This window comes from Streptomyces qaidamensis (genome assembly GCF_001611795.1).
GTDB classification, from domain to species: domain Bacteria; phylum Actinomycetota; class Actinomycetes; order Streptomycetales; family Streptomycetaceae; genus Streptomyces; species Streptomyces qaidamensis.
Genome location: NZ_CP015098.1, coordinates 696,136 through 717,294, shown reverse-complemented (window position 1 = coordinate 717,294; position 21,159 = coordinate 696,136). Strand labels below are relative to the sequence as shown.

Below are 21,159 nucleotides of genomic sequence, written 5' to 3'. Positions count from 1 at the left end.
CTCCAGCCGATCGATGGAAGACTGACCGCGTAGGCGGACGGCATCCACGGGAGGCAGCCGTGAGCGACTTCGAGCACCGCTCCGCGGAGAAGGAAGCGCGCCGAAGCACGCCGGGCCGCCCCTGGACAGCTCAGGAGGAACCGCGTCAGGACGCGCTGCGCCGCTACCTCGCGGCTGTCGCCGCCGCCGCGTCGGCGAGGAGCGCCGAGGAGCCCGAGTCCGGCGGGGAGAGGTCCGAGACGCTCGCCACTGCCGCACCCGAGCCCCCCGCCGGGGAACCAGCCACCCTGCGCGTGCGGGACGTCATGCAGGTGCCGGCGGCTTCCGTCCACGGCGACCTGCCATTCCTGGACGTGGCTCACACACTCGCCCGCGAGCAGGTGAGCGCCGTACCGGTGGTCGACGCGGACGACCACGTGATCGGCGTCGTCTCGGAGTCCGATCTGCTGGCCAAGGCAGCCGTCATGGCGGAACCGCACCGGCACGGACCTGTCGGCAGGCTGCGGCAGCACCGCCTGTACGACAAGAGCCACGGCGACACCGCGGCCACGTTGATGACCTTTCCGCCGGTCACCGTCCATCCGGCGGAGCCCGTGGCGGACGCCGCGTGGACCGCCGCCCACTCACGGTTGAAGCGGCTCCCCGTGACCGACCATCGTGGTCGGCTGGTCGGCGTGGTGAGCCGGCGCGAGCTGCTGCGGGCCCTGATCCGTGACGACGCCGAGATCCGGGCCGAGGTCGAGTCCCTGGTCGCTCAGCATCTGCTGGATCCGAGCGCTGTCGAGGTCGCCGTGGAGAGCGGGGTGGTGACGATGGCGGGGCGACTGGACAAGGCCCTTGTCCCGGAGCTGCTGGCATCGGTGCGGGACATCGACGACGTGGTCGATGTGATCGACGAGACGGAAGCCGACTGAGAAGGCCATAGAGCCCGAACGAACAGCAGACGGACAGGCGTCGGTGATGCCAAGGAAACCCAACCAGCCCGAGCCGTTGGACGTCCCCCGGCGTCTGCGTCTGGGCGCCGAGCTGGAGGTGATCGCCGAGCAGCTCAAGTCGCTGGCCAAAGCGCAAGACCGGTTGCATGACCTGTACGAGGCGGTCATCGGCCGGGAGGTGGACTTGTCCGTCGTGCTGCAACTGATCGTCGATACCGCGATGGAGCTGGTCGGCGCCCGCTATGGCGCGCTGGGCGTGCTCGGTGAGAACGGCAGATACCTCGATCGATTCATTCCGGCCGGCCTGTCCGAGCAGGAGCGGGCAGACCTGGCCGGGGTGGAGTTCCCGCACGGCCGCGGCTTGCTGGGCCGCTTGATCACCCACCCGGAACCGCTGCGGGTCGACGACATCTCCGCCCATCCGGACTCGGCCGGCTTCCCGCCCGGCCATCCGCCGATGCGCACCCTGCTCGGTGCCACGATCAGCACCCGCGGGAAAATCTACGGGGACCTCTACGTTGCCGAGCGGCGCGACGGGCAGCCCTTCGACGTCCACGACGAAGCCCTCATCACCGCACTCGCCGGCGCCGCGGGCCTGGCCATCGACGACGCCCGTCTCTACGAGCAGACCCGCCTCGACGCCGAACATTTCCAACGACTCCTCCTGCCTCGCCTGCCCGACCTGCGCCCCTTCAGCGCCGCGGCGGACTATCGCCCCGCCACCACACCGGGCCACATCGGCGGAGACTGGTACGACGCCCTCCTGGTGCCCGACCACGCCTGCGCCGCAGTCATCGGCGACGTCGTCGGCCACGACCTGCAGGCCGCGGCGGCCATGGCCCAGATCCGCAACATGCTGCGCGCCCTCCTCTACGACCAGCGCACCCCGCCCAGCACCGTCCTCGCGCACCTCGACCGGGCCCTCGCCGCGATCACCGACGATCCCGTCACCACCGCCTGCCTCGCCCGCATCGAACCTGTCCAGCCGGACGCCTGGACGCTGCGCTGGAGCACCGCCGGTCATCCTCCGCCCCTGCTGCTCACCCCCGACCACCCAGTCGGCTATCTGCACGCCGACCCAGACCTGCCGCTCGGCGTCGACACCGCCCAACCGCGCAACGACCACACCCACCCCCTGCCGGCAAGCTCCACCCTGGTCTTCTTCACGGACGGGCTCGTCGAGCACCCCGCGTACCCCATCGACACCGGACTGGGGCGCCTGGCCGCCCTCGCCACCGAGCACGCCGCCCTGCCCCTGCAGGAGTTCGTCCAAGCGCTGGCAGACCACCACCCCAGCGACGGCCACGACGACATGGCCATCCTTGCTCTTCGCACCCCGCGCGCCTGACAAAGCATCTCGGGCAGGCACACGAGGAACCGGCCCACAAAGCACAGCAGGTCACCCTGAAGTTCACGTCACCGGGTGTGGGCGACGAGGAAGTCGGCGCTGTCGGCCAGGGTGGTGAGCCGGGTCGTGTCCTCGTCGTCGATGCGGACACCGGACCGTTCGCTGAGGACCTCGACGAAACTCAGGAAGTCCAGCGAGTCCATCTCGAGAACGTCGCGGAACGCGTCGTCGGGCCGAAGAGCGGTGACGTCGGCCTCCGGGATGACGGAGGAGATCGATTCCCTGACCATGTCCAGTGCATCGGCCCGGTTCATGTTCATAGCTGCTCCGGGTTCTGCAGGAGGCGGGTGACCGCCGTGAGGTAGCGGGCACCGACCGCACCGTCTGTCGCCCGGTGGTCGGCCGAGAGGGTCACCGTGACCACGGGGCGCACACCCAGCAGGCCGTCGACGGCGCACGGCCGGTCGACCAGCCGTCCGAAGCCGACCAGGGCCACCTGCGGCGGGTAGATCACACCGAAGACGGCCTCCACGCCCTGATCGCCGAGGTTGGTGACCGTGATGGTGGCGTCGGACACCTCGGAACCGCGCAGCCTGCCGGTACGGGCCCGGGTGACGAGGTCCTTCAGAGCACTCATCAGCTGCGGGAGCGCCAGGGTGTCGGCGTGGTGCAGCGCAGGGGCCACGAGCCCTCCGCCGCGCAGGGACACGGCCACGCCGAGGTGCACGCCCTCGCCTGCCGTGAAGTGGTCGTCGGTCCAGAAGCCGTTGAACTCCGGGACCTCAGTGGCCGCCAAGGCCGCCGCCTTGAGCAACAGGGCCGAGGGGAGCAGCCGTTCACCGACCGGGCTGCGTCGGTTGTGCTCGTGCAGCCAGGCCATCGCGGCGGCCATGTCCACGGTGGTGGAGAGGTAGTAGTGGGGGATGTCCCGGTTGGCGCGGGTCATCAGACCGGCGATCGCCTGCCGCATGGCCACCGTCCGGTTTCCGGACGGGCGTGCCACAGAAGGGCGTACAGCGGAAGGACGGAGCGGCGCGGCGCTCACGGGCGGGGATGGGGCTGGGGCCGAAGGGCCGGGGGCTGCCTGACGTACGTCCGCTGCACGGACGGCCGACCCCCTGCCCGTTCCCGTCACCGTGGCCAGATCCACGCCCAGTTCGGCGGCGAGGCGCCGGGCGCGGGGGGTGGCCCGCACCCGCGGTGCCTCGGTGCCGGCTCGGGCGGCTGTCGCATGCTCGACATCGGTCCGGGTGACACGTCCTCCTGGTCCGGAGCCGTGCAGTGTCTCCAGGTCGACGCCGCTGTGCTCCGCGAGATGCCGGACCAGGGGGCCCGCCTCGATGTGGCCACTCGGGCGAACGGCGGACTGCACCGGGGCCGGGGAGGGTTCGGGTGGTGGGGAGGGGTGCTCGGAAACCGGGCCTTTCTTGGGTGTGTGACGGACCGGTCGTCGCTCCTCGGCCTCCTCGGCTTCCTCGGCCTCCTCGGCTTCCTCGGCTTCCCTCGGGCCCTCGGACTTCCCGGGCTTCGCCGGCTTCCCGGGTTCCTCCCGCTTCCCCGGCTTTTCCGCCTTCGGCCCGATGAGCGCGAGGGGCGTCCCCACCGGCACCGTCGTACCGGGCTCGACGAGCAGCTCCGTCATGGTCCCGGTTTCAAAGCACTCCACCTCGATCGTCGACTTCGCGGTTTCGACGACCGCGACCGGATCGCCCTTGTGCACGGTGTCACCGGGCCCTACCAGCCATTCCAGGAGCGTGCCCTCATCCATGTCCGCGCCGAGGGACGGCATGGTGAACCCGGACATGATCAGTCCACCGCCCGGTGTGTGGCCGCGACGATGTCGGCGGTCTGTGGCAGAGCGGCCTCTTCCAGTTGCCGGGCGTACGGCATGGGCACCTCCGCGCTGCACACCCGCTCGACGGGAGCGTCCAGGTCGTAGAACGACTCTTCGGTGATGCGGGCGGACACTTCGGCGGCGAAGCTTCCCGTGCGCCAGGCCTCGTCGACGACCACCGCACGGTGGGTGCGGGCCACGGAAGCCGTGATGGCCGCGTCGTCCAGGGGACGGAGCGTGCGCAGGTCGATCACCTCGGCGCTGATGCCCTCGGCTGCCAGCTCGTCCGCCGCCGCGAGGGCCTTGGGCAGCGAACCGCCGTAGGTGACCAGGGAGATGTCGGTGCCGGGACGACGGATCGCCGCGTGGTCCAGGTTCACGGGTTCGCTGGGCGGGAGGAGTTCGCCGGAGAAGTTGTACAGGCTGCCGTGTTCGAAGATCAGTACGGGATCGGGGTCGGCGAGCGCCGCTGCAAGCATGTGGCGTGCGTCCTCCAAGGTGGCGGGGGTGAGGACGCGGATGCCGGGGATGTGCGCGTACCAGCCTTCCAGGCTGTGGGAGTGCTGGGCGCCGAGTTGCCGTCCGGCGCCCGTGGTCATGCGGATGACCAGCGGCACGGGCAACTGCCCGCCCGACATGTGCAGCAGGGTGGCGGCGTTGTTGAGGATCTGGTCGAGGGCGAGCAGGCTGAAGTTGACGGTCATGATCTCGACGATGGGCCGCAGCCCGGCCAGGGCGGCGCCGATGCCGGCGCCCACGAACGCGGACTCCGACAGGGGGGTGTCTCGGACGCGTTCGGGGCCGAACTCCTCCAGCAGGCCGAGGCTGACGCCGAAGCATCCGCCGTACCGGCCGACGTCCTCGCCCATGAGGAAGACGCGGTCGTCGGAGCGCAGCGCCTCCCTGAGCGCCTCGCGCATCGCCTCGCGGTAGGTCGTCTTCGAATGCTGCGTCGTGTCGGCGCCCATGGTCAACTCACCGCCTCCGCCGAGGAACTGGTGACGTGGCGGAGCAGGTGCCCGACCGGCTCCTCTGGAGCCTGTTCGGCCGCTTCGACGGCGTGGTCGATCTCGTCGGTGACCCGCTGCTCGATCCGGGCGAGCTCCTTGTCATCCAGCTCACCGTCTTCGCGCATGCGGTCCATGAGCAGGCTGATCGGGTCCCGGGACTTCCACTGCTCGATCTCTCCCTTCTGGCGATACCGGTCAGGGTCGTACATCGAGTGGGCGCGGAAGCGGTAGGTGCGCAGCTCCAGGAAGTGCGGTCCGGTACCGGCCCGGATGCCCTCGACGGCCCGTCGGGCGGCCTGCTCGACGGCTTCGCCGTCCATGCCGTCCACGGCCCAGGCGACCATGCCGTAGGAGGCGGCGCGCATGGCCAGGTCGGTCTGTGCCTCGTGCCGTTCGAGGGCCGTCCCCATGGCGTACAGGTTGTTCTCGCAGACGAGCAGCAGGGGCAGCTTCCACAGGGCCGCCAGGTTCGCGGTCTCGTGGAACTCGCCCTCGGCGAAGGCTCCGTCGCCGAAGAAGCAGCAGGTGACATTGGCCCGTTCGCGTATGCGGTCGGCGAGCGCGAGGCCGGCGGCCAGGGGGAGTCCGCCGGCGACGATGGCGTTGCCGCCGTAGAAGCGGCGGCTCGCGTCGAACAGGTGCATGGATCCGCCGCGGCCGCCGCTGCACCCCGTCGTCCTGCCGTACATCTCGGCCATGACGGCCTCGGCCGTGATTCCACGGGCCAGGGCGTGGCCGTGTTCGCGGTACGTGGAGACGACCGCGTCCTCGGGCGTCAGCGCCTCGTTGACGCCGATGGCGACGGCCTCCTCGCCGATGTAGAGGTGGACGAAGCCGCGGATCTTCGCTGCGCTGTACAGCTCGACGCACCGCTCCTCGAAGCGCCGGATGCGCAGCATCGCCTCCAGCAGATCCGTCCGGTGTTCCGGGCCCGTTCGACCGGTCGGAGGCCCGGTGTTCGCTTTCCGCTGGGCCGACTTGGTCGTCGCGGCCTTCTTGCCGGCTTTCGGGTGCGCCGGGTCCTTCCGCGTTCGGGTGGGGCGGGCCACGCTCATGTGGATCCCTCCAAGGTCGACAAGTCGCCTGTGGGCAGGCCCAGTTCACGGGCACGCAGGAGACGGCGCATCACCTTCCCACTGCGGGTCTTGGGCAGGTTCTGGTCGAACGCGATCTCCCTGGGAGCGACGGCGGGACCCAGCTTGCGGCGGCCGAAGGCCAGCAGCTCCCGCTTCAGATCCGCGGTCGGCTCGACACTCGGCCGCAGTGACACGAACGCCTTGACGACGTTCCCGGCGACCGGGTCCGGCCGTCCGATCACCCCGGCCTCGGCCACCGACGGGTGCTCCATCAGCGCGCTCTCCACCTCGAACGGGCCGATCAGATGCCCGGCCGACTTGATGACGTCGTCGGCGCGCCCCACGAACCAGTACCAGCCGTCCGCGTCCCGCCGCACCAGATCCCCGGTCAGGTACCAGCCGTCCGCGAACGCGGTCTCATAGCGCTCCTTGTCGTGCAGATAGCCGCGGAACATCGACGGCCAGCCCGGCCTCAGCGCCAACTCGCCTTCGACGCCGGGGCTTTTCACCTCCGTGACCCTGCCGTCGGCGACTTGCGCCCGGCCGTCCTCACCCTGCTTCAGCACGGCCGCCTCGACGCCGGGCAACGGACGGCCCATCGATCCGGGCCGGATCTCGCACGCCGCGAAGTTCGCGATCATGATGCAGCCGGTCTCCGTCTGCCACCAGTTGTCGTGCACCGGCAGACCCAGCACGTCCCGGCCCCACACGACGGCCTCCGGGTTGAGGGGCTCGCCGACGGACGCGATGAAGCGCAGGGCCGACAGGTCGTAGGAGCGCGGCAGGTCGTACGGGCCCTGTCGCGGGGTTGCGCGCATGAGCATGCGCAGGGCCGTAGGGGCGGTGTACCAGACGGTGACCCGTTGTTCGCCGAGGATCCGGTACCAGCGCCGGGCGTCGTAGTCGCCCTCGTCGACGACGACCGTCACGCCGTGGACGAGCGGGGCGATGATGCCGTACGACATGCCGGTGACCCAGCCGGGGTCGGCGGTGCACCAGTACACGTCCTCGGGGTGCAGGTCGAGCGCGTACGCGGCCGTGGCGTAGTGGGCGATCACCGCCTCGTGGACGTGGACCGCGCCTTTGGGGGTGCCGGTGGTTCCGCTCGTGAAGTGCAGCAGCGCCATGTCCTCGGGGGACGTCGGCGGGGTGGTGAGGGTGTCCGGGGCGGCGGACATCAGGTCGTCGAAGGATGCTGTGCCGGGCAGGTCCTCCGAGCCGGGCCCGACGATCAGGATGTGCTTCAGTCCGTGAACCGATGCGCGGCGCTCGACGACCTTGCGCCGGTAGAGGGCCGCGGTGGTCACCAGGACCTGCGCATCGCCCAACCGCAGCCGCTGTTCGACCGGGTCGGGGCCGAAGGCGGAGAAGAGCGGGCACAGCACATTGGTGTTCTTCAGCGTGCCCAGCACCGTGGTGTACAGCTCGGGACAGCGGCCCAGCAGCGTGAACACCCGGTCCCCGTGGCCGACGCCGAGGGAGCGCAGGACGTTCGCGAAGCGGGCGGTACGGTGGGCCAGTTCCGCGTAGGTGACGGTGGACACGGAGTCGTCCCGGGCGATGCAGCGGAGCGCGGCCTTGTCCCCGTGATCGGACGCCGCGTGTCGATCGACCGCCTCGTGCGCCATGTTGAGGCCGCCCCCGGGAAGCCCGGCCAGGTCGGTGCGCGCCTGCGACCAGCTGAAGGCCGAGCGAGCCCGGTCGTAGTCGGTGAGACGGGGCGGGACGACCGGCGGGGCGTCCTTGTGAATGGTTTCCCAGTGCATCGGTGCTCCTCCCGGCACTGCCCCCGCTTTCCAGAGTCGCCGAGCCCGGCCCGCGCTGCACTTCGGCGGAAGGACACGGCCCGAAAGGGCGGGCGCCGACCTGGGGCCGACGTCATGGAGCCGAGGGCCGCCCGCTTCTTGCGGGCCCGAATCACACGGTGCGCGGCTCTGGTCCGCTTCTCCGTGTCTCCTTGTGGCCCTCGGCTCAATTCCATGGCACCACCCATCACCGGCGTGCTGTAGGGCCGGACGGCCCTGACCTGGGGACCGGTCGGCCCGCTCCGGCCCCTGTCGGCTGGTCTGTCACTCGCGGTGCACTACGACCTTGAGAGCGCCCGTGGTGGTGCCGCCGGCGAACGCCTCGTAGGCGTCCTCCATCCGGTCGAGGGGGAGGGTGTGGGTGACCAGTCCGGAGATGGGCAGGTCTCCGTACCTCACCAGCTCCAGCAGCCACCGTGTGGAGGACGTGTCCACCTGGCCGGTGCTGATGGTCAGGTTCTTGCGCCACAGGGACCTGAGATGCAGTGTCACCGGCTTGCCGTGCACCCCGATATTGGCGATGTGCCCTCCGGTACGGACGGCGCGGGTAGCCAGAACGAAGCCGTCCGGTTCGCCCGATGCCTCGATGACCACGTCGGCACCCGGTCCCTCGGACAGCTCGGCGATCATCTTGCCGGGCACTTCGGCGGCATCGGCCCCCACACCGGCGGCGGCTTCGAGCCGCTCGGCGGACAGGTCCACCACGATGATCCGCCGGGGCGAGTACAGCCGCGCGATGACCACCGAGGCGAGACCGACGGGACCCGCCCCGACCACGACCACGGTGTCACCCGGGCTCACGTGGCCGTTCCGCACCCCGACCTCGTAGGCCGTGGGGAGGAGTTCTGCGAGCAGGACCGCTTCGTTCAGCGGGACCTTCCACGGCCGCCGGTGGGTGGAGTGGTCGGCGAAGGGAATCCGCACCAGCTCGGCCTGGGTCCCGTTGATCAGATTGCCCAGGATCCATCCGCCGCCCCCGCTGCACTGCCCGAGCTTGGTGTCACGGCATTCCCGGCAGCGGCCGCAGGCCGAGACGGCCGACATGATCACATGGTCCCCGGGACGCACGTGGTGAACGTCGCGTCCGACCTCCAGAACCTCGCCGACGGCCTCGTGCCCGAGGACCGTCCCCGGCTTCACCTCGGGGAGATCGCCTCGCAGGATGCGCAGGTCACTGCCGCAGACGGTGGCGGCGTCAACGCGCACGATCGCGTCGGTCGGCTCCTCGATCGCGGGGTCCGGGACGGGGTCCCAGGAGATCTGTCCGGGGCCGTGGTAGACGAGCGCTCGCACGATACTCACTCCCTAGCTCCCCCACTCCACGGTCACTCCCGTGGGATGTGCGGGCAACCGGAGTCATCAGCCCGTTGGACCGCCGACACGGCGGGCTCCGTCGTCTCGTTGTCCGGCCGGCGTTCATGACCGCATGGATGGACACGGGGCAACCCGCTCATTCAGTCCGGCTCCATGTAGGGGCGGCGGAAGACCGGGGCCTGGCCGGAGCCCCACGGGCGTACGGCTGTCAGCGCCCGGGCGACCGCGGACTCCAACGGGCCGCTGGTATCGACCGCGACCGCCTCCGGCCATGGCGGTTCCCTGGCCGCCATGGCGGCGGCGATGCCGAGGCCGGCGTCGGAGATTCCGGAGGCGCGCGTGGTCAGGCGGGCGGCTGTCACGTCGCCCGGCACGTGGCAGTGCAGGGCCACCAGGTCAGCGCTGGTGTGTTCGGCCAGTTGGAGTGCCGCTTCGCGCTGTGCCGCGTCGTGCCAGGTGGCATCCAGCACCACGGACTCGCCGGAGGACAGCAGGGCGGACGCACGGTCGAGCAGGGTGGCGTAGGTTCTGGCCGTCCACTCGGGGGTGTAAAGGCCCTCGCCGTAGTCGGCGGCCGCGCGCTGCTCGGCGGGGATGCCCGCCAGCTCCTTGCGGAGGCGGTCGCTGCTGAGCAGCGTGACCCCCAGCCGGTCGGCCAGAGCCCCGGCGAGGGTGGATTTCCCGCTGCCCGGCAGCCCGCCGACGAGCGTCAGGCCCACGGCGGAGGTGCGCAGATGGCGCAGCGTCGTCGAGAGCAGCCGTCGTGACGCCGTCTCCGCGTCCGGCGCGCCCTGGCGTGCCTGGATCAGGGAGACCTTGGCGCGGACGAACGCGCGGTAGGCGACGTAGTGGTGCCACAGGGAAGGGGGTGCGGGGTCGCCGGAGTACTCGCTGTACCGGGCGAGGAAGTACGCGGCGGCCTCCGGGGCGCCGAGCTGTTCCAGGTCCATGGCGAGGAAGGCGGCGTCGTCGAGACCGTCGACATAGCGCAGATGGTCGTCGAATTCCAGGCAGTCCAGGACGCGAGGACCGTCGTCGAGGCTGAAGATGTCTTCGGCGAGCAGATCACCGTGACCGTCGACCACCCGCCCCTGCTCGATACGTGAGGCGAACAAACGCTCGCGCCCGGCGAGATAACGGCGCACAAGCCGCTCCACCTCCGCAACGCCCTCGGGCACCAAGCCGTCGGCAGCCAGCGCGCGAACCTGCTCGAAACTGGCCTCCCAGCGGGACGACAGCGCATCCCGCGTGCCCTGTGCGTCGACGTCCCGGCCGCGGGGGGCCTCCGCGTGCCACGTCGCTACCTGCCGGGCGACGCCCCGCAGGATGTCGTCCACGGCGGCCCTTTCCCGCACCAGTCGGGACAGGCGGCGATCCGAGGGCATGCGGCGCATCACCACGAGCGGTTCGGACGCTTCCGCGTCGGGGCTGCGGATCTCGCCCAGACCCAGGTAGACGTCGGGGGCGAAGCGGCGGTTGAGAGTGACTTCGCGTTCGCACGCGGCTCGGCGGGACGCCAGCGCGGTGTAGTCAAGAAATCCCAGATCCACCGGCTTCTTGAGCTTGTAGGCGTGGTCGCCGACGAAGAACACGACGGACGTGTGCGTCTCGCACACCTCCGCGCGCGCCGGCGGCTCGCCGTGGTGCCGGGCAGCGGAGCGGGGCACTGACGCGTCGTCCGGCGAGAGCGACCGGACCGATGTCTCACTGCGGCCGGGTTCAGTCATGAGGGACGACGGCGACGGGGCACCGTCCATGGTGGATGGCGGCCTGGGCGACGGGACCCAGGTGGGGCGCCAGACCCGGACGGTGTGCGCGTCGGCCGACGACCAGCAGCGTGGCGCCCTCGGCGGCCTGTACGACGGCTTTGGCCGGGCTTGCCAAACGGATGCTGTCGGCCACGTCCACCTGCGGATACTTCTCACGCCAGGGGCGGAGCGCCTTGTTCAGGTGCTTCTGCGCGTCCCGCTTCATCTCCTCGGTGACGTCGTGGTCGACACCCCAGGGCACGCGGGCATGGAGTGGCACGCTTCGGCCGTGGACGGCCAGAAGAGACACGCCCCTGGCCGCAGCCGTGTGGAAGGCGAAGTCGAGCAGACTTTCCGATGAATCGCGCAACTTCATTGCCACGACCACGCGGCTCCCGGGTGCCGGGACCGGTCCCTCCTCCCCGGTGTCGGCGCGGACCAGCACCACTGGCCGCTGGGCCCGTGCGACGACCGGCATGCTGATGTCGCCCAGGAAGTAACTTGCGACAGACTCCAGCCCTCGTGAACCGAGCACGAGTGCCTCGGACTCCGAGGCCGCTTGCACCAGAGCGTTCTCGGCGTCTTCGGCGACCAGGCTCCCGATGACGGACAGGCCCGGATGGCGCGCCTGAAGCTCCGCCTGTGCGGTGTGGACGAGACGCTTTGCCCAGTAGTTCTGATCGACTTCGGAGGGGACGCGGGCCGGTTCCGGCGCCAGCAGCGGCCACGCGTGCAGCAGGCGCAGGGTGAGCTTGCGCTTCTCGGCCTCGTCGGCCGCCCAGCGGGCGGCCGCAAGGCTCTCGGGTGAACCGTCGAGGCCCACGGTGAGGACTGGTTGCATGGCACCGGCCTCCGTCTCATAGCAGGCTGGAAATGACGGCTGACGATTCTGATTGCCGGACTGTTCGCATGTTGCCGACATGCCGAGCGTGGCGCGTTCCTCATTCGAGGAGTACCCCAATCCCTTCCGCGGCGCATGTGCACCCGCAAGGGAGGGGGCCGGAGGCGGGCCGGCCGGAGAGGAGGCAGGGGCGATGACGATTCCCCTGGTGGTCGGCGTCGACGGGTCCGAGGCGAGCCTGGAGGCGGTGGACTGGGCCGCCGACGAGGCGGTCCGGCACGGAGTGCCACTCCACCTCCTGCACGCGGCGCCGCGGGATCACGAGGTGCCCGACGTCATCGGTCACGCCTCGGAACGTGCCGTCAAGGGGGCGCCCACGGTGCGGCTGTCGAGCGAGGTACTGAACGACGACGCGGCCTCCGCCCTGGTCGACAAGGGACGCAACGCCTTTGCTCTGGTGCTCGGCTCCCGGGGGCTCGGAGACCTCGCCGGGATGCTCCTGGGGTCGGTCAGCCTCGCCGTGGCGGCACGCGCGGACTGCCCGGTCGTCGTGGTCCGCGGCGCGGCGGAGCACCGGAATACCCGGTTCGGAAGCATGGTCGTAGGTGTCGAGGAGGGCGAGGGCAGCGGCACGGCCGTGCAGTTCGCCCTCCGCGAAGCTCAGGTGCGGCGCTGCCGGCTGGTCGCGGTACATGCCTGGAGCGCACAGCCGGGTGCCCTCACCACGCCTCAGGCCCCCTCGCGGTACGCCCGGGAAGCCCACCGCCGCTCGCCGGCACAGGTACTCGACGACGCCCTGCACGCCTCGGAGGAGCAGTACCACGACGCCCGGGTGAGTCGACGGGTGGTCGAGGGACCGCCACGCCAGGCACTCCTGGAAGCCGCGTCGGAGGCGGACCTGCTGGTCGTCGGGGCCCGTAGACGGCAGGGGCACCTGGGGCTGCAACTGGGCCTGACCAACCACGCGCTACTGCATCACGCGCCGTGCCCCATCGCGGTCGTTCCCCGGATATGACCGCGGCCGGCAGGGACGGACAAGGTCGGCGGGCCGGTCCCCGACCAGGGCCGGAAGTCGGCCGGTCAGGGACCTTCGGCCCTGTGACCGAAAGCCCGCAGTTGTCCGATGGTGGATACCAAGCGGTGGGAAACGGGACCAGCGACCTGCTGGAGGCCTACTCATGAGTGCACAAGGTTCGCCGCACGCGTCAGGACCATCCCCGTCGCGCAGGGAATCCCCGCCCAAGGGGACGAACCCCTTGCTCCGTCCGTCCGACAGGTTCGAAACCTGGATCCGCCGCTTCCTGATGCTCGTTCTGGTCCTCGGACTACCGGTGGCAGCGCTCAGCGCGGGGCTGACAGCGTATGAGTCGTCGATGCGCGCGGTGCAAGCCCAGTCGGCCGAACGGCAGGAGGTCACCGCCCGGCTGACGTCGAGTGTCAAGGGCTCCACCGCGGACGGGAAGCAACAGGCGCAGGTCCGCTGGACCGACGACAACGGCACGGTCCGGACGGGGACGACCCTCGTGAAGTCGGGAACGCCCGCGGGGGCCACCGTGCCGGTGTGGCTGGACCGGGAGGGAATCATCACCAGCCCGCCGATGACCACGCTCACCGCGACAACCAACGGCTGGTTCGTGGGCGGCATGGCCGCGGTCGGAGTGGTCGGCGGGTTCTTCGCGGCGCGTGCAGGCACACGCCGCGTGCTGGACCGGAGAAGGCACGCGCAGTGGGACGCGGAGTGGGACCTGGTGGAGCCCGTATGGTCCGGGCGCTTCCGCAGGTGACGGGCAGAGACCGGACGTGCACGAGGAGGCGACGTCGATGTCCGAAGCGACGACCACCGATCTGTACGAGGTGACGATGGCCATGTCCTACCTGCGGGAGGGGATGACCGGCCCTGCCACCTTCAGCCTCTTCGTCCGCGACCTTCCTCCTGAGCGGGGCTTCCTGGTCGCCGCAGGACTGGAGTCGGCCCTGGACTACCTGTCCGGCCTCCGAGTGGGGCCCGAGGACGTCGACGCTTTCGCTTCCGCGCTGCACCGGCCCCCGCGGGATCTTCAGCCCCTGCTCGGCCTGGAGTTCACGGGTGACGTGCGGGCCGTACCGGAGGGCCGGATCGTGCTCGCGGGAGAGCCGCTGCTGGAGGTGACCGCGCCGCTTCCACAGGCGCAACTGGTCGAAACGTACGTGCTCAACCAGATCAGCCACCAGACGGCCATCGCCTCGAAGGCAGCGCGTTGTGTGCTCGCGGCGGCCGGGCATCCGGTCGTGGACTTCTCCCTGCGGCGCGCCCACGGCCCGCAAGCCGGCTTCCAGGCCGCCCGGCTCGGTGCGATGGCCGGCTTCGCCGGCACCAGCAACGTGGCCGCGGCCACGGCTCTCGGCATCCCCGCCGTCGGCACGATGGCCCACTCCTACGTGGAGGCGTTCGCCACGGAGGAAGAAGCGTTCCGCGCGTTCGCACGCTGCCACCTCGGCCCCGTGACGTTGCTGGTGGACACGTACGACACCGAGGAGGGCGTCCGCGTCGCGGCGCGCGTCCTGCGGGACTTGGACCGCGGTCCCGGCTCGGCCGTACGGCTGGACAGCGGCGACCTCGGTGCCCTGGCAGCCCGGGCACGCTCCATCCTCGACAGCGTCGGCCTGCCCGACGTGCGGATCATCGCCAGCGGAGGGCTCGACGAGTACGCCGTGGACGACCTGGTCCGCTCCGGAGCGCCGATCGACACCTACGCCGTCGGAACCCGGGTCGGGGTCTCGGCCGACGCCCCGTACCTGGACTCCGCGTACAAGATGGTGGAGTACGACGGGCGCCCGGTGATGAAGCTGTCGTCGGCGAAAGTGACCGCACCCGGCCCCAAGCAGGTGTTCCGCCGAACGGCATACGCCGACGTGATCCGTCTCACCGACGAGCAGTCGTCCGGCGACGGCAGCCCGCTGCTGGAGACGGTGATGCGCGGTGGGCAGCGCACCGGCGGCAGGGCCACGCTCGACGCGTGCCGGCAGAGACTCGCCGCCGATCTGGCCGGTCTGCCACCGGCCGCCCGCCGGATACGGGACCCGGTCGCGCCCCGCGCGACGGCCTCCGAGCACCTGAGCGCACTCGCCCGCCGCGTCCGGCGCCACATCGACGAACAGACGTCGGCTTCCTACGCACGGCCCGCGAGTCCATGACGGCCGCATCCGGATCGCAGTGAGGAGAAAAGTGATGCCACATACGGTGGAATGGAAGGTTCGTCTCCACCTCTTCGAGGATGACGAGGGAGCGACGAAGGCACATGTGGTCCTGGACACCGGCACCACGGAGCTCACCGGCCATGGAACCGCGCACCGTCATCCGGCGGACACGAACGTGCCGGAGATCGGCGACGAACTGGCGGCGGGCCGTGCCATGCGAGAACTCGCCCAGCAACTGCTGGACATCGCCGAGCGCGACATCGAGGGCGTGGGGGCGTCCCGGCCCAGCACCCGTCCGTCCGTCGGCTGGCGCTTGTGACCGACGGCGGCAAGCAAGTCAAGGAGGATCACTCATGACGCATCCAGCACGACACGGCAGGGGTGGGCTTCCGGCAGCCCTGCGTGAGCTGGAGGACCTCCGTACCAGGGTCGACCAGCTCATGCATGCCGCCTTCCCTGGTGGCGGCACCTCCCAGTTCGGCGCGGCCGAGCCCTGGGCGCCGCTGGCCGACATCGAGGACACCGAGGACGCCTACCTGGTGGAACTCGAGCTTCCCGGAGTGGAGAAGGACCAGATCACCGTGGAGGTGGACGAGGGAGAACTCGACATCCACGGAGAGATCAAGGAGAAGGAGCACGCAGGGGTGGTACGCAGGCACACCCGCCGCATCGGGCAGTTCGACTACCGCACGACGCTGCCCCCGAACTCCGACACCGAGCACATCAGCGCGGATCTGACCAACGGGATCCTCACGGTGCGCGTCCCGAAGACCGAGCAGGGCAAGGCACACCGCGTCGAGATCACCGGCTGAGCCGACTGCGGGCCAGCCACCGGGCCCGGCAGGTACCCGCTTGTTTCCGGAGGGCCGGCGGTTCTGGCGTCGGCCCTCCGCACGACCACGTTTCTGCGGGGCTCAGCCGCCGGCGGATGAAGGGCGGGCGTCGTCGTTCCGGTAGGCGATGTGCCCGGCGACCGAGACCACGCCGTCGACGCTGCCGCACAGCCGCTCGATGACGGGAATCAGACTCCTGAACTCGACGGAGCCACCGAGTTCGACCCGTCCGTCGCGCACCTCGGCCGTCACCTCCGAAGGAGCAAGGCCCATCGTGCGCCACAGCACGTCCTCGGTGATCTCGTCGCGGATGGCGTCGTCCCGGCGCAGGAAGATCCGCAGCAGGTCACCACGGCTGACGATGCCCAGCAGCCGGTCCGTCTCGTCCACCACGGGCAGCCGCTTGATGTGATGGACCTCCATCAGCCGGGCGGCCTCGACCACGCTCCACTCCGGACGTGCGCACACCGCGGGAGCCGACATCAGCTCCTCCGCGCGGGACCCCTCCGCCTTGGCCCGCTCCCATGCCTCGAGGTGTGGAACCGGGCTTCGACCGGAGGGGTCGGTCCGGTCGGCGCTCTTGCGCAGCAGATCGGCCTCCGACACCACACCCGCGGGACGGTCCAGATCGTCCACGACGGGTACGGCGGTGACGTCGTTCTCCGCCAGCAGCCTGGCGATCTCCTTGAACGGCGTGTCACGCCGCGCTCGGACGACGTCCCGGGTCATGAGTTCCGCGACCGTTCGGTGACGCATGTCGGCTCCCATCCGGTACGTGACAGTCAGTCATCCCGGCCCACCCTGCGGATGGGGACCGGTCGGCCCATGCGGTGGTCTGTCGCGCGTGGCACGTTGGTTACAACACCATTCTGAGGAGAGGGCGGCGATCATGCGAGCTCACCTCGGCGACCAACTCGTCATCGAAAGCCCGGCGACCGGCGCCACCAGGCGCGACGGCGAGATCGTCGGACTCCACCACGAGGACGGAACACCTCCCTACGACGTGCGCTGGTCGGACACGAATGAAGTGACGCTCGTGTTCCCCGGCCCCGACGCGCACCTCCGCCACGTCGAGCACGGACAGCGGCCCGGGACTCCCCAGGGGGCCTCCCAGCCGGACACGGCCGAGCCGGGGCCCGTCTCCGCGGCAGCCCCGCCGACCGGGACTCCCAACCCTGGCGACATCGGCCGGCGCGTGGCCGCGGACCGCCACAGGAGTGGGCTCAGCCTGAGAGAGACGGCCCGCCGCGCCCGCATGTCGCCCGACTACCTGGCGTACCTGGAGGATCAGCCCGCCGACCCGAGTCTGGGCACTCTCATCAGGCTGGCCGACGCGCTGGGCACCACCGTCGCTGCCCTGCGTGGGGGCGGCATCGATCTGCCTCCCGGCCAAGGCCAGGCGCTCCTGCACCCTCAGCTGAGGGATCTCAGCCCGCAGGAGTGCCGCACTCTGCTGTCCACGCACGGTGTGGGGCGCATCGCGGTCCCGGCGTCCGACGGGCGCCCGGCGGTGGTCCCCGTCAACTACGAGGTCGTAGACGACGCCATCGTTTTCCGGACGGCGCCCGGCTCGGCGCCGGCAGCGGCCGTGGGGAAGGAAGTCGCCTTCGAAGTGGACCATGTGGACGAGGCCATGAGTCAAGGCTGGAGTGTGCTGGCAGTCGGCCCGGCGCACGTCGTCACGGAGCCCGACGCCGTGCACGGGCTCACCCGGCGCGCCCACACCACGCCCTGGGCAGGCGGTGAACGCGAGATGTGGGTGTCGATCCGGCCCGCGAGCCTCACGGGCCGGCGCATCACCCCTGCCGACGAGTGAGCCACCGCAGGACCGGCCCCCTCCTGGCCTGCTGCCGATCCGCGAGAGGAGACTCCGGTGAGCGGACAAGAACCGTCCGAGGAGCGCCTGACGGACATGGTCCACGACGCTGCCGCCGCCCCGTCGATGCACAACGCACAGCCCTGGCGCTTCCGCTACGTCCGGCGCAGCCGCACGTTCGAGATGCGCGCCGACTTCGAGCGTGCCATGCCCCGCTCCGACCCCCGTACCCGCGGCCTTCACATCGGCTGCGGCGCCGCCCTGCTGAACCTGCGGGTCGCCGTGGCCCACGAGGGCTGGCATCCGGAGACCCGGCTGCTGCACGACCCGTCCGATCCGGCGCTCCTCGCGAGCGTGCGGCTGACCGCACCCGGAATCGGGGAGAACGACCTCGGCGCGCTGTATCCGGCGATCCACGAACGGCACAGCAGCCGCTTCCCGTTCGACGAGACGGAGATTCCCGATGCCGTGCGGGAGGCGCTCAGCGAGGCCGCCCGGCGTGAGGGAGCCGAGCTGACGTTCCCCACCTCATGGCATCTGCAGGAGGTGCTGGAGATGGTCCGAGAAGCCGAGGCGCGCAACCTCACCGACCGCGGCAGCGACCAGGACCTGGCCGAATGGACCCGTATCGACGCTCCGTCGGCGAACATGACCGACGACGGAGTCCCGGAATACGCCTTCGGGCCGCGCAAGCGCGGGGGCCAAGCTCCCATGCGGGACTTCGCGGGCCCGCGGCAGGTGGCGGGACGGGACGCCGCAGACTTCGAAGAGAGCCCTCAGGTAGCCCTGGTCAGCACGAGCCACGACCGTCCGGAGGACTGGCTGCGAGCCGGCCAGGCCATGGAACGCGTCCTGCTGCTGGCCACCCTGGAGGGCCTGTCCAGCTCCTTCGCCACCCAGCCCCTCGAATGGACGGACCTGCGCTGGCCGCTGCGTGATCCGGTCACCGGGACGGGTTACATGCAGATGCTGCTGCGCCTGGGATACGGCCCCAAAGGCCCCCGCACGCCGCGCCGACCAGTGGCGGAGGTACTCGACATCCGGCCCTGACCTGCCCGAGGGACCGCAGCCCGTCGGTGCCGGGCGCCGCCCGGTACACGGGTCACGGACCTTCCTCCGGCCTGTCCGGACCGGCTGACTGCCCGGTGAGCTGCGGCTCGACGTCCACGACGCCCTCCACGGCGCGCACGAGGCGCACGGCGACCGAGATGAGCGAGGTGTCGTGGATGTGTCCGCGGAGGGTGACGACTCCCTCGTGTACGTTCACGTGGATGGCGTGGCTGAAGGCCGGGAAGAGGTAGGACACCACGGTGCGGCGGACCTCCTCCTCGATGTCCTCGTCCGACCGCAGGAAGACCTTCAACAGATCGGCACGGCTGACGATGCCTTGGAGCATGCCGATGTCGTCGACCACGGGCAGTCGCTTGACGTGCCGGACGGCCATGATCCTGGCCGCCTGTGCCAAGGTGGCGTCGGGGTGGACCGTGATCGCGGGGGTGCTCATGAGCTCTTCCGCCGTCACGCCCCCGGCCTTGGCGAAGTCGGACAGGCGCCGGCGCTGCTCGAAGAGGTTCGGGTCGCTGTCGCGGAACTCCTCCTTGGGCAGCAGGTCGGCCTCGGACACGACGCCGATGACGCGCCCTTCACCCTCCAGGACCGGCATGGCACTGACCTTCCACTGCTCCATGGTCCGGACGATCTCCTTGAAGGGCGCGTCGCGTCCCACGGCCACGACCGTCTGGGTCATCACATCGCTGACGATGTGCGGGGTCTCGGACACCGCGAACCACCTCGTCTCGCCTCGTCAGGGCACCTCGCCCGCGCCGTAGGGCGCGTACAGGTCGAGCAGCCGAACCCGCGCGGACCTGAGCCGCCCCGCGATCACTGCGGCGACATAGGCCAACAGTTCCTGTCTCAGTTCCGGGTCCTTCCCGCACAGCTCACTGACCGCGGCCGCGTCGAACTCGTAGGCGCGTACCGGGCTGGTGGCCTGGGCCCCCAAGTGCCAGTGATGGGGAGGGACCAGCCAGGACCAGCCCAGCAGTTCCCCGGCACCGAGGGTCTCGATGACCGCCGCGCGGCGGCCGGGAACATGGACGTCGAGAGCGACGGTGCCCGTGTGGATGATCCAGAAGCGGTCGGCTTTGGCGCCCTCGTTGAAGATGCGCTCGTCGATCGCGAACGACACTTCACGAGCCAGCGGCATGAGCTGCTCCTGATGCTTCTTGGTCAGGGCGCCGAAAGCGCCGGTCCTCACCACCACGATCGTCTCCCTTCACCGTGACCTCGGCGCGGAGCGGGCCCTGTCCGGCCGACGAGACGGCCGTGGCTGAGATGGCAGGAGCGGCACCCGTTCCTTCTCTCGGCCACCTGACTCCACGATCGTCGCAAATCGGCGCAGTGCAACCTGGGCGTGGCTGCCCCTGCCAAGGGTCGGTCCACGTGTCGCGACGGGCCCAGGGCGGTGCGACGGTATTGACAGGGACTTCCCGCAGCGCCCGGGGCAGGAAGGTGATGGTGACCATGGAACTCCCGCTGGTCGTGGGTGTCGACGGATCGGACTCCAGCCTGCACGCCGTGGACTGGGCGGTGGACGAGGCGGCACGTCTCGGGCTGTCTCTGCGGATCGTCCACGCCTCTTTGTGGGAGCGGTACGAGGGACGCCTCCCCTCCTTCAGCACCGACCGTCCGGCCGAAGAGGTTCTGGCCGAGCACATCGCGGCGTCCTGCGCGGAACGCGCCCAACTGCGCAACCCGCAGGTGAAGGTGTCGAGTGACGTGCTGCCCGACGACGCCGTGTCCGCGCTCCTGCACGCGGCTCATGAATCCTTCGCCCTGGTCGTTGGTTCCCGCGGTCGCGGCGAGGTCGCCGGGTTGCTGCTGGGGTCCGTCAGCCTCGCGGTGGCCGCCCGTGCGGTGTGCCCGGTCTTCGTGGTCCGCGGCGGGGAGCGAAACCAGCAGGGCACCTTCGGCAAGGTCATGGTCGGCGTCGGCGATTCGATGGAGGGCTCGGCCGCTGTGCGGTTCGCCTTCCGCGAGGCCGAGGCGCGCGGCAGCGCCCTGCACGCGGTACGGGCCTGGCGCCGCCCCGCCCATGAGCACGTGGACCATCCCCTCATCGCGGACGACGCCGCCGGTGCCCACGAGGAACGGGCCTCCGCGCTCCTCACCGACGCACTGCGCGACGCCGTACGGGACCATCCGCAGGTCGATGTGCATCGCCGAGCGGTCGAAGGCCCCGCACACAAGGTCCTCCTGGATGCCTCGACCGAGACCGATCTGGTGGTCGTGGGCGCATTGAGGCGGCACGGTCACTTCGGTCTGCAGCTCGGCAGGGTCGCCCACACCCTGCTGCATCACGCCGAGTGCCCGGTGGCCGTCGTCCCGCAGCGGGCCTGATCCGGCGCGCGGCTCACGCTCCC

At 70.5% G+C, this 21,159-nt stretch carries 21 protein-coding genes; 10 read left to right on the top strand and 11 right to left on the bottom strand.

Translation table 11 applies throughout. The features are described from left to right. The first annotated feature begins 59 nt into the window (after positions 1–59). Entirely contained in the window at positions 60–914 is an 855-nt protein-coding gene (locus A4E84_RS03155; protein ID WP_062925069.1) for a CBS domain-containing protein, read from the top strand. A gap of 46 nt (positions 915–960) precedes the next feature. Continuing rightward, the gene (locus tag A4E84_RS03150; protein ID WP_079128836.1) at positions 961–2,283 is read left to right on the top strand and encodes a PP2C family protein-serine/threonine phosphatase; all 1,323 of its coding nucleotides are present in this window, start codon (positions 961–963) and stop codon (positions 2,281–2,283) included. 68 nt (positions 2,284–2,351) lie between these two features. Here the strand turns inward: A4E84_RS03150 and A4E84_RS03145 are convergent, their stop codons facing one another. From A4E84_RS03145 to A4E84_RS03110, 8 genes are all read right to left on the bottom strand, one after another. Next, the gene (locus tag A4E84_RS03145) at positions 2,352–2,603 is read right to left on the bottom strand and encodes an acyl carrier protein (protein WP_062925068.1); all 252 of its coding nucleotides are present in this window, start codon (positions 2,601–2,603) and stop codon (positions 2,352–2,354) included. Then, complete coding sequence (locus tag A4E84_RS03140; protein WP_062925067.1) at positions 2,600–4,087, bottom strand: dihydrolipoamide acetyltransferase family protein; 1,488 nt, start codon at positions 4,085–4,087, stop codon at positions 2,600–2,602. The genes A4E84_RS03145 and A4E84_RS03140 overlap by 4 nt, the downstream gene beginning before the upstream one ends. A 2-nt stretch (positions 4,088–4,089) precedes the next feature. Beyond that, positions 4,090–5,085: an alpha-ketoacid dehydrogenase subunit beta gene (locus A4E84_RS03135; RefSeq protein ID WP_062925066.1), complete on the bottom strand. Its 996-nt coding sequence runs from the start codon at positions 5,083–5,085 to the stop codon at positions 4,090–4,092. Between the two features lie 2 nt (positions 5,086–5,087). After that, on the bottom strand, positions 5,088–6,182 hold the full coding sequence (pdhA, locus tag A4E84_RS03130) for a pyruvate dehydrogenase (acetyl-transferring) E1 component subunit alpha (RefSeq protein WP_079128835.1): 1,095 nt from the start codon (positions 6,180–6,182) through the stop codon (positions 5,088–5,090). Continuing rightward, a complete protein-coding gene (gene acsA, locus A4E84_RS03125; RefSeq protein WP_062925065.1) occupies positions 6,179–7,969 on the bottom strand; it encodes an acetate--CoA ligase in 1,791 nt (596 codons plus the stop codon). The genes pdhA and acsA overlap by 4 nt, the downstream gene beginning before the upstream one ends. 303 nt (positions 7,970–8,272) lie before the next feature. Next, positions 8,273–9,301: an alcohol dehydrogenase catalytic domain-containing protein gene (locus A4E84_RS03120; protein WP_062931262.1), complete on the bottom strand. Its 1,029-nt coding sequence runs from the start codon at positions 9,299–9,301 to the stop codon at positions 8,273–8,275. Between the two features lie 161 nt (positions 9,302–9,462). After that, a complete protein-coding gene (locus tag A4E84_RS03115) occupies positions 9,463–10,938 on the bottom strand; it encodes a bifunctional aminoglycoside phosphotransferase/ATP-binding protein (RefSeq protein ID WP_062931261.1) in 1,476 nt (491 codons plus the stop codon). A gap of 103 nt (positions 10,939–11,041) precedes the next feature. After that, positions 11,042–11,911 carry a universal stress protein gene (locus tag A4E84_RS03110; protein ID WP_062925064.1) on the bottom strand — a complete coding sequence of 290 codons (870 nt, stop codon included), beginning with the start codon at positions 11,909–11,911 and terminating at the stop codon, positions 11,042–11,044. A 193-nt stretch (positions 11,912–12,104) separates the two neighbouring features. Between A4E84_RS03110 and A4E84_RS03105 the strand changes: the two genes are divergently transcribed. From A4E84_RS03105 to A4E84_RS03085, 5 genes are all read left to right on the top strand, one after another. Next, on the top strand, positions 12,105–12,926 hold the full coding sequence (locus A4E84_RS03105; RefSeq protein WP_062925063.1) for a universal stress protein: 822 nt from the start codon (positions 12,105–12,107) through the stop codon (positions 12,924–12,926). A gap of 163 nt (positions 12,927–13,089) precedes the next feature. Further along, entirely contained in the window at positions 13,090–13,695 is a 606-nt protein-coding gene (locus A4E84_RS03100; protein ID WP_062925062.1) for an Rv1733c family protein, read from the top strand. 37 nt (positions 13,696–13,732) lie between these two features. Beyond that, entirely contained in the window at positions 13,733–15,085 is a 1,353-nt protein-coding gene (locus A4E84_RS03095; protein ID WP_062925061.1) for a nicotinate phosphoribosyltransferase, read from the top strand. Between the two features lie 34 nt (positions 15,086–15,119). Next, entirely contained in the window at positions 15,120–15,407 is a 288-nt protein-coding gene (locus tag A4E84_RS03090; protein ID WP_062925060.1) for a DUF1876 domain-containing protein, read from the top strand. Between the two features lie 34 nt (positions 15,408–15,441). Next, entirely contained in the window at positions 15,442–15,900 is a 459-nt protein-coding gene (locus A4E84_RS03085) for an Hsp20/alpha crystallin family protein (protein WP_062925059.1), read from the top strand. A 102-nt stretch (positions 15,901–16,002) separates the two neighbouring features. On the opposite strand, the gene A4E84_RS03080 is transcribed toward A4E84_RS03085, so the two are convergent. Next, entirely contained in the window at positions 16,003–16,677 is a 675-nt protein-coding gene (locus A4E84_RS03080) for a CBS domain-containing protein (RefSeq protein WP_062931260.1), read from the bottom strand. A 133-nt stretch (positions 16,678–16,810) separates the two neighbouring features. On the opposite strand from A4E84_RS03080, the gene A4E84_RS03075 reads away from it, so the two are divergent. Both A4E84_RS03075 and A4E84_RS03070 read left to right on the top strand, forming a co-directional pair. Beyond that, on the top strand, positions 16,811–17,737 hold the full coding sequence (locus tag A4E84_RS03075; RefSeq protein ID WP_062925058.1) for a pyridoxamine 5'-phosphate oxidase family protein: 927 nt from the start codon (positions 16,811–16,813) through the stop codon (positions 17,735–17,737). 96 nt (positions 17,738–17,833) lie between these two features. After that, positions 17,834–18,787 carry an Acg family FMN-binding oxidoreductase gene (locus A4E84_RS03070; RefSeq protein WP_062931259.1) on the top strand — a complete coding sequence of 318 codons (954 nt, stop codon included), beginning with the start codon at positions 17,834–17,836 and terminating at the stop codon, positions 18,785–18,787. Between the two features lie 52 nt (positions 18,788–18,839). Here A4E84_RS03070 and A4E84_RS03065 read toward each other — a convergent pair whose 3' ends face one another. Beyond that, on the bottom strand, positions 18,840–19,517 hold the full coding sequence (locus A4E84_RS03065; RefSeq protein ID WP_062925057.1) for a CBS domain-containing protein: 678 nt from the start codon (positions 19,515–19,517) through the stop codon (positions 18,840–18,842). A 24-nt stretch (positions 19,518–19,541) separates the two neighbouring features. Beyond that, positions 19,542–19,997: a Crp/Fnr family transcriptional regulator gene (locus A4E84_RS03060; protein ID WP_062931258.1), complete on the bottom strand. Its 456-nt coding sequence runs from the start codon at positions 19,995–19,997 to the stop codon at positions 19,542–19,544. A 263-nt stretch (positions 19,998–20,260) separates the two neighbouring features. Here A4E84_RS03060 and A4E84_RS03055 point away from each other — a divergent pair, with 263 nt between their 5' ends. Continuing rightward, a complete protein-coding gene (locus A4E84_RS03055) occupies positions 20,261–21,136 on the top strand; it encodes a universal stress protein (protein ID WP_062931257.1) in 876 nt (291 codons plus the stop codon). Positions 21,137–21,159 lie beyond the last annotated feature (23 nt).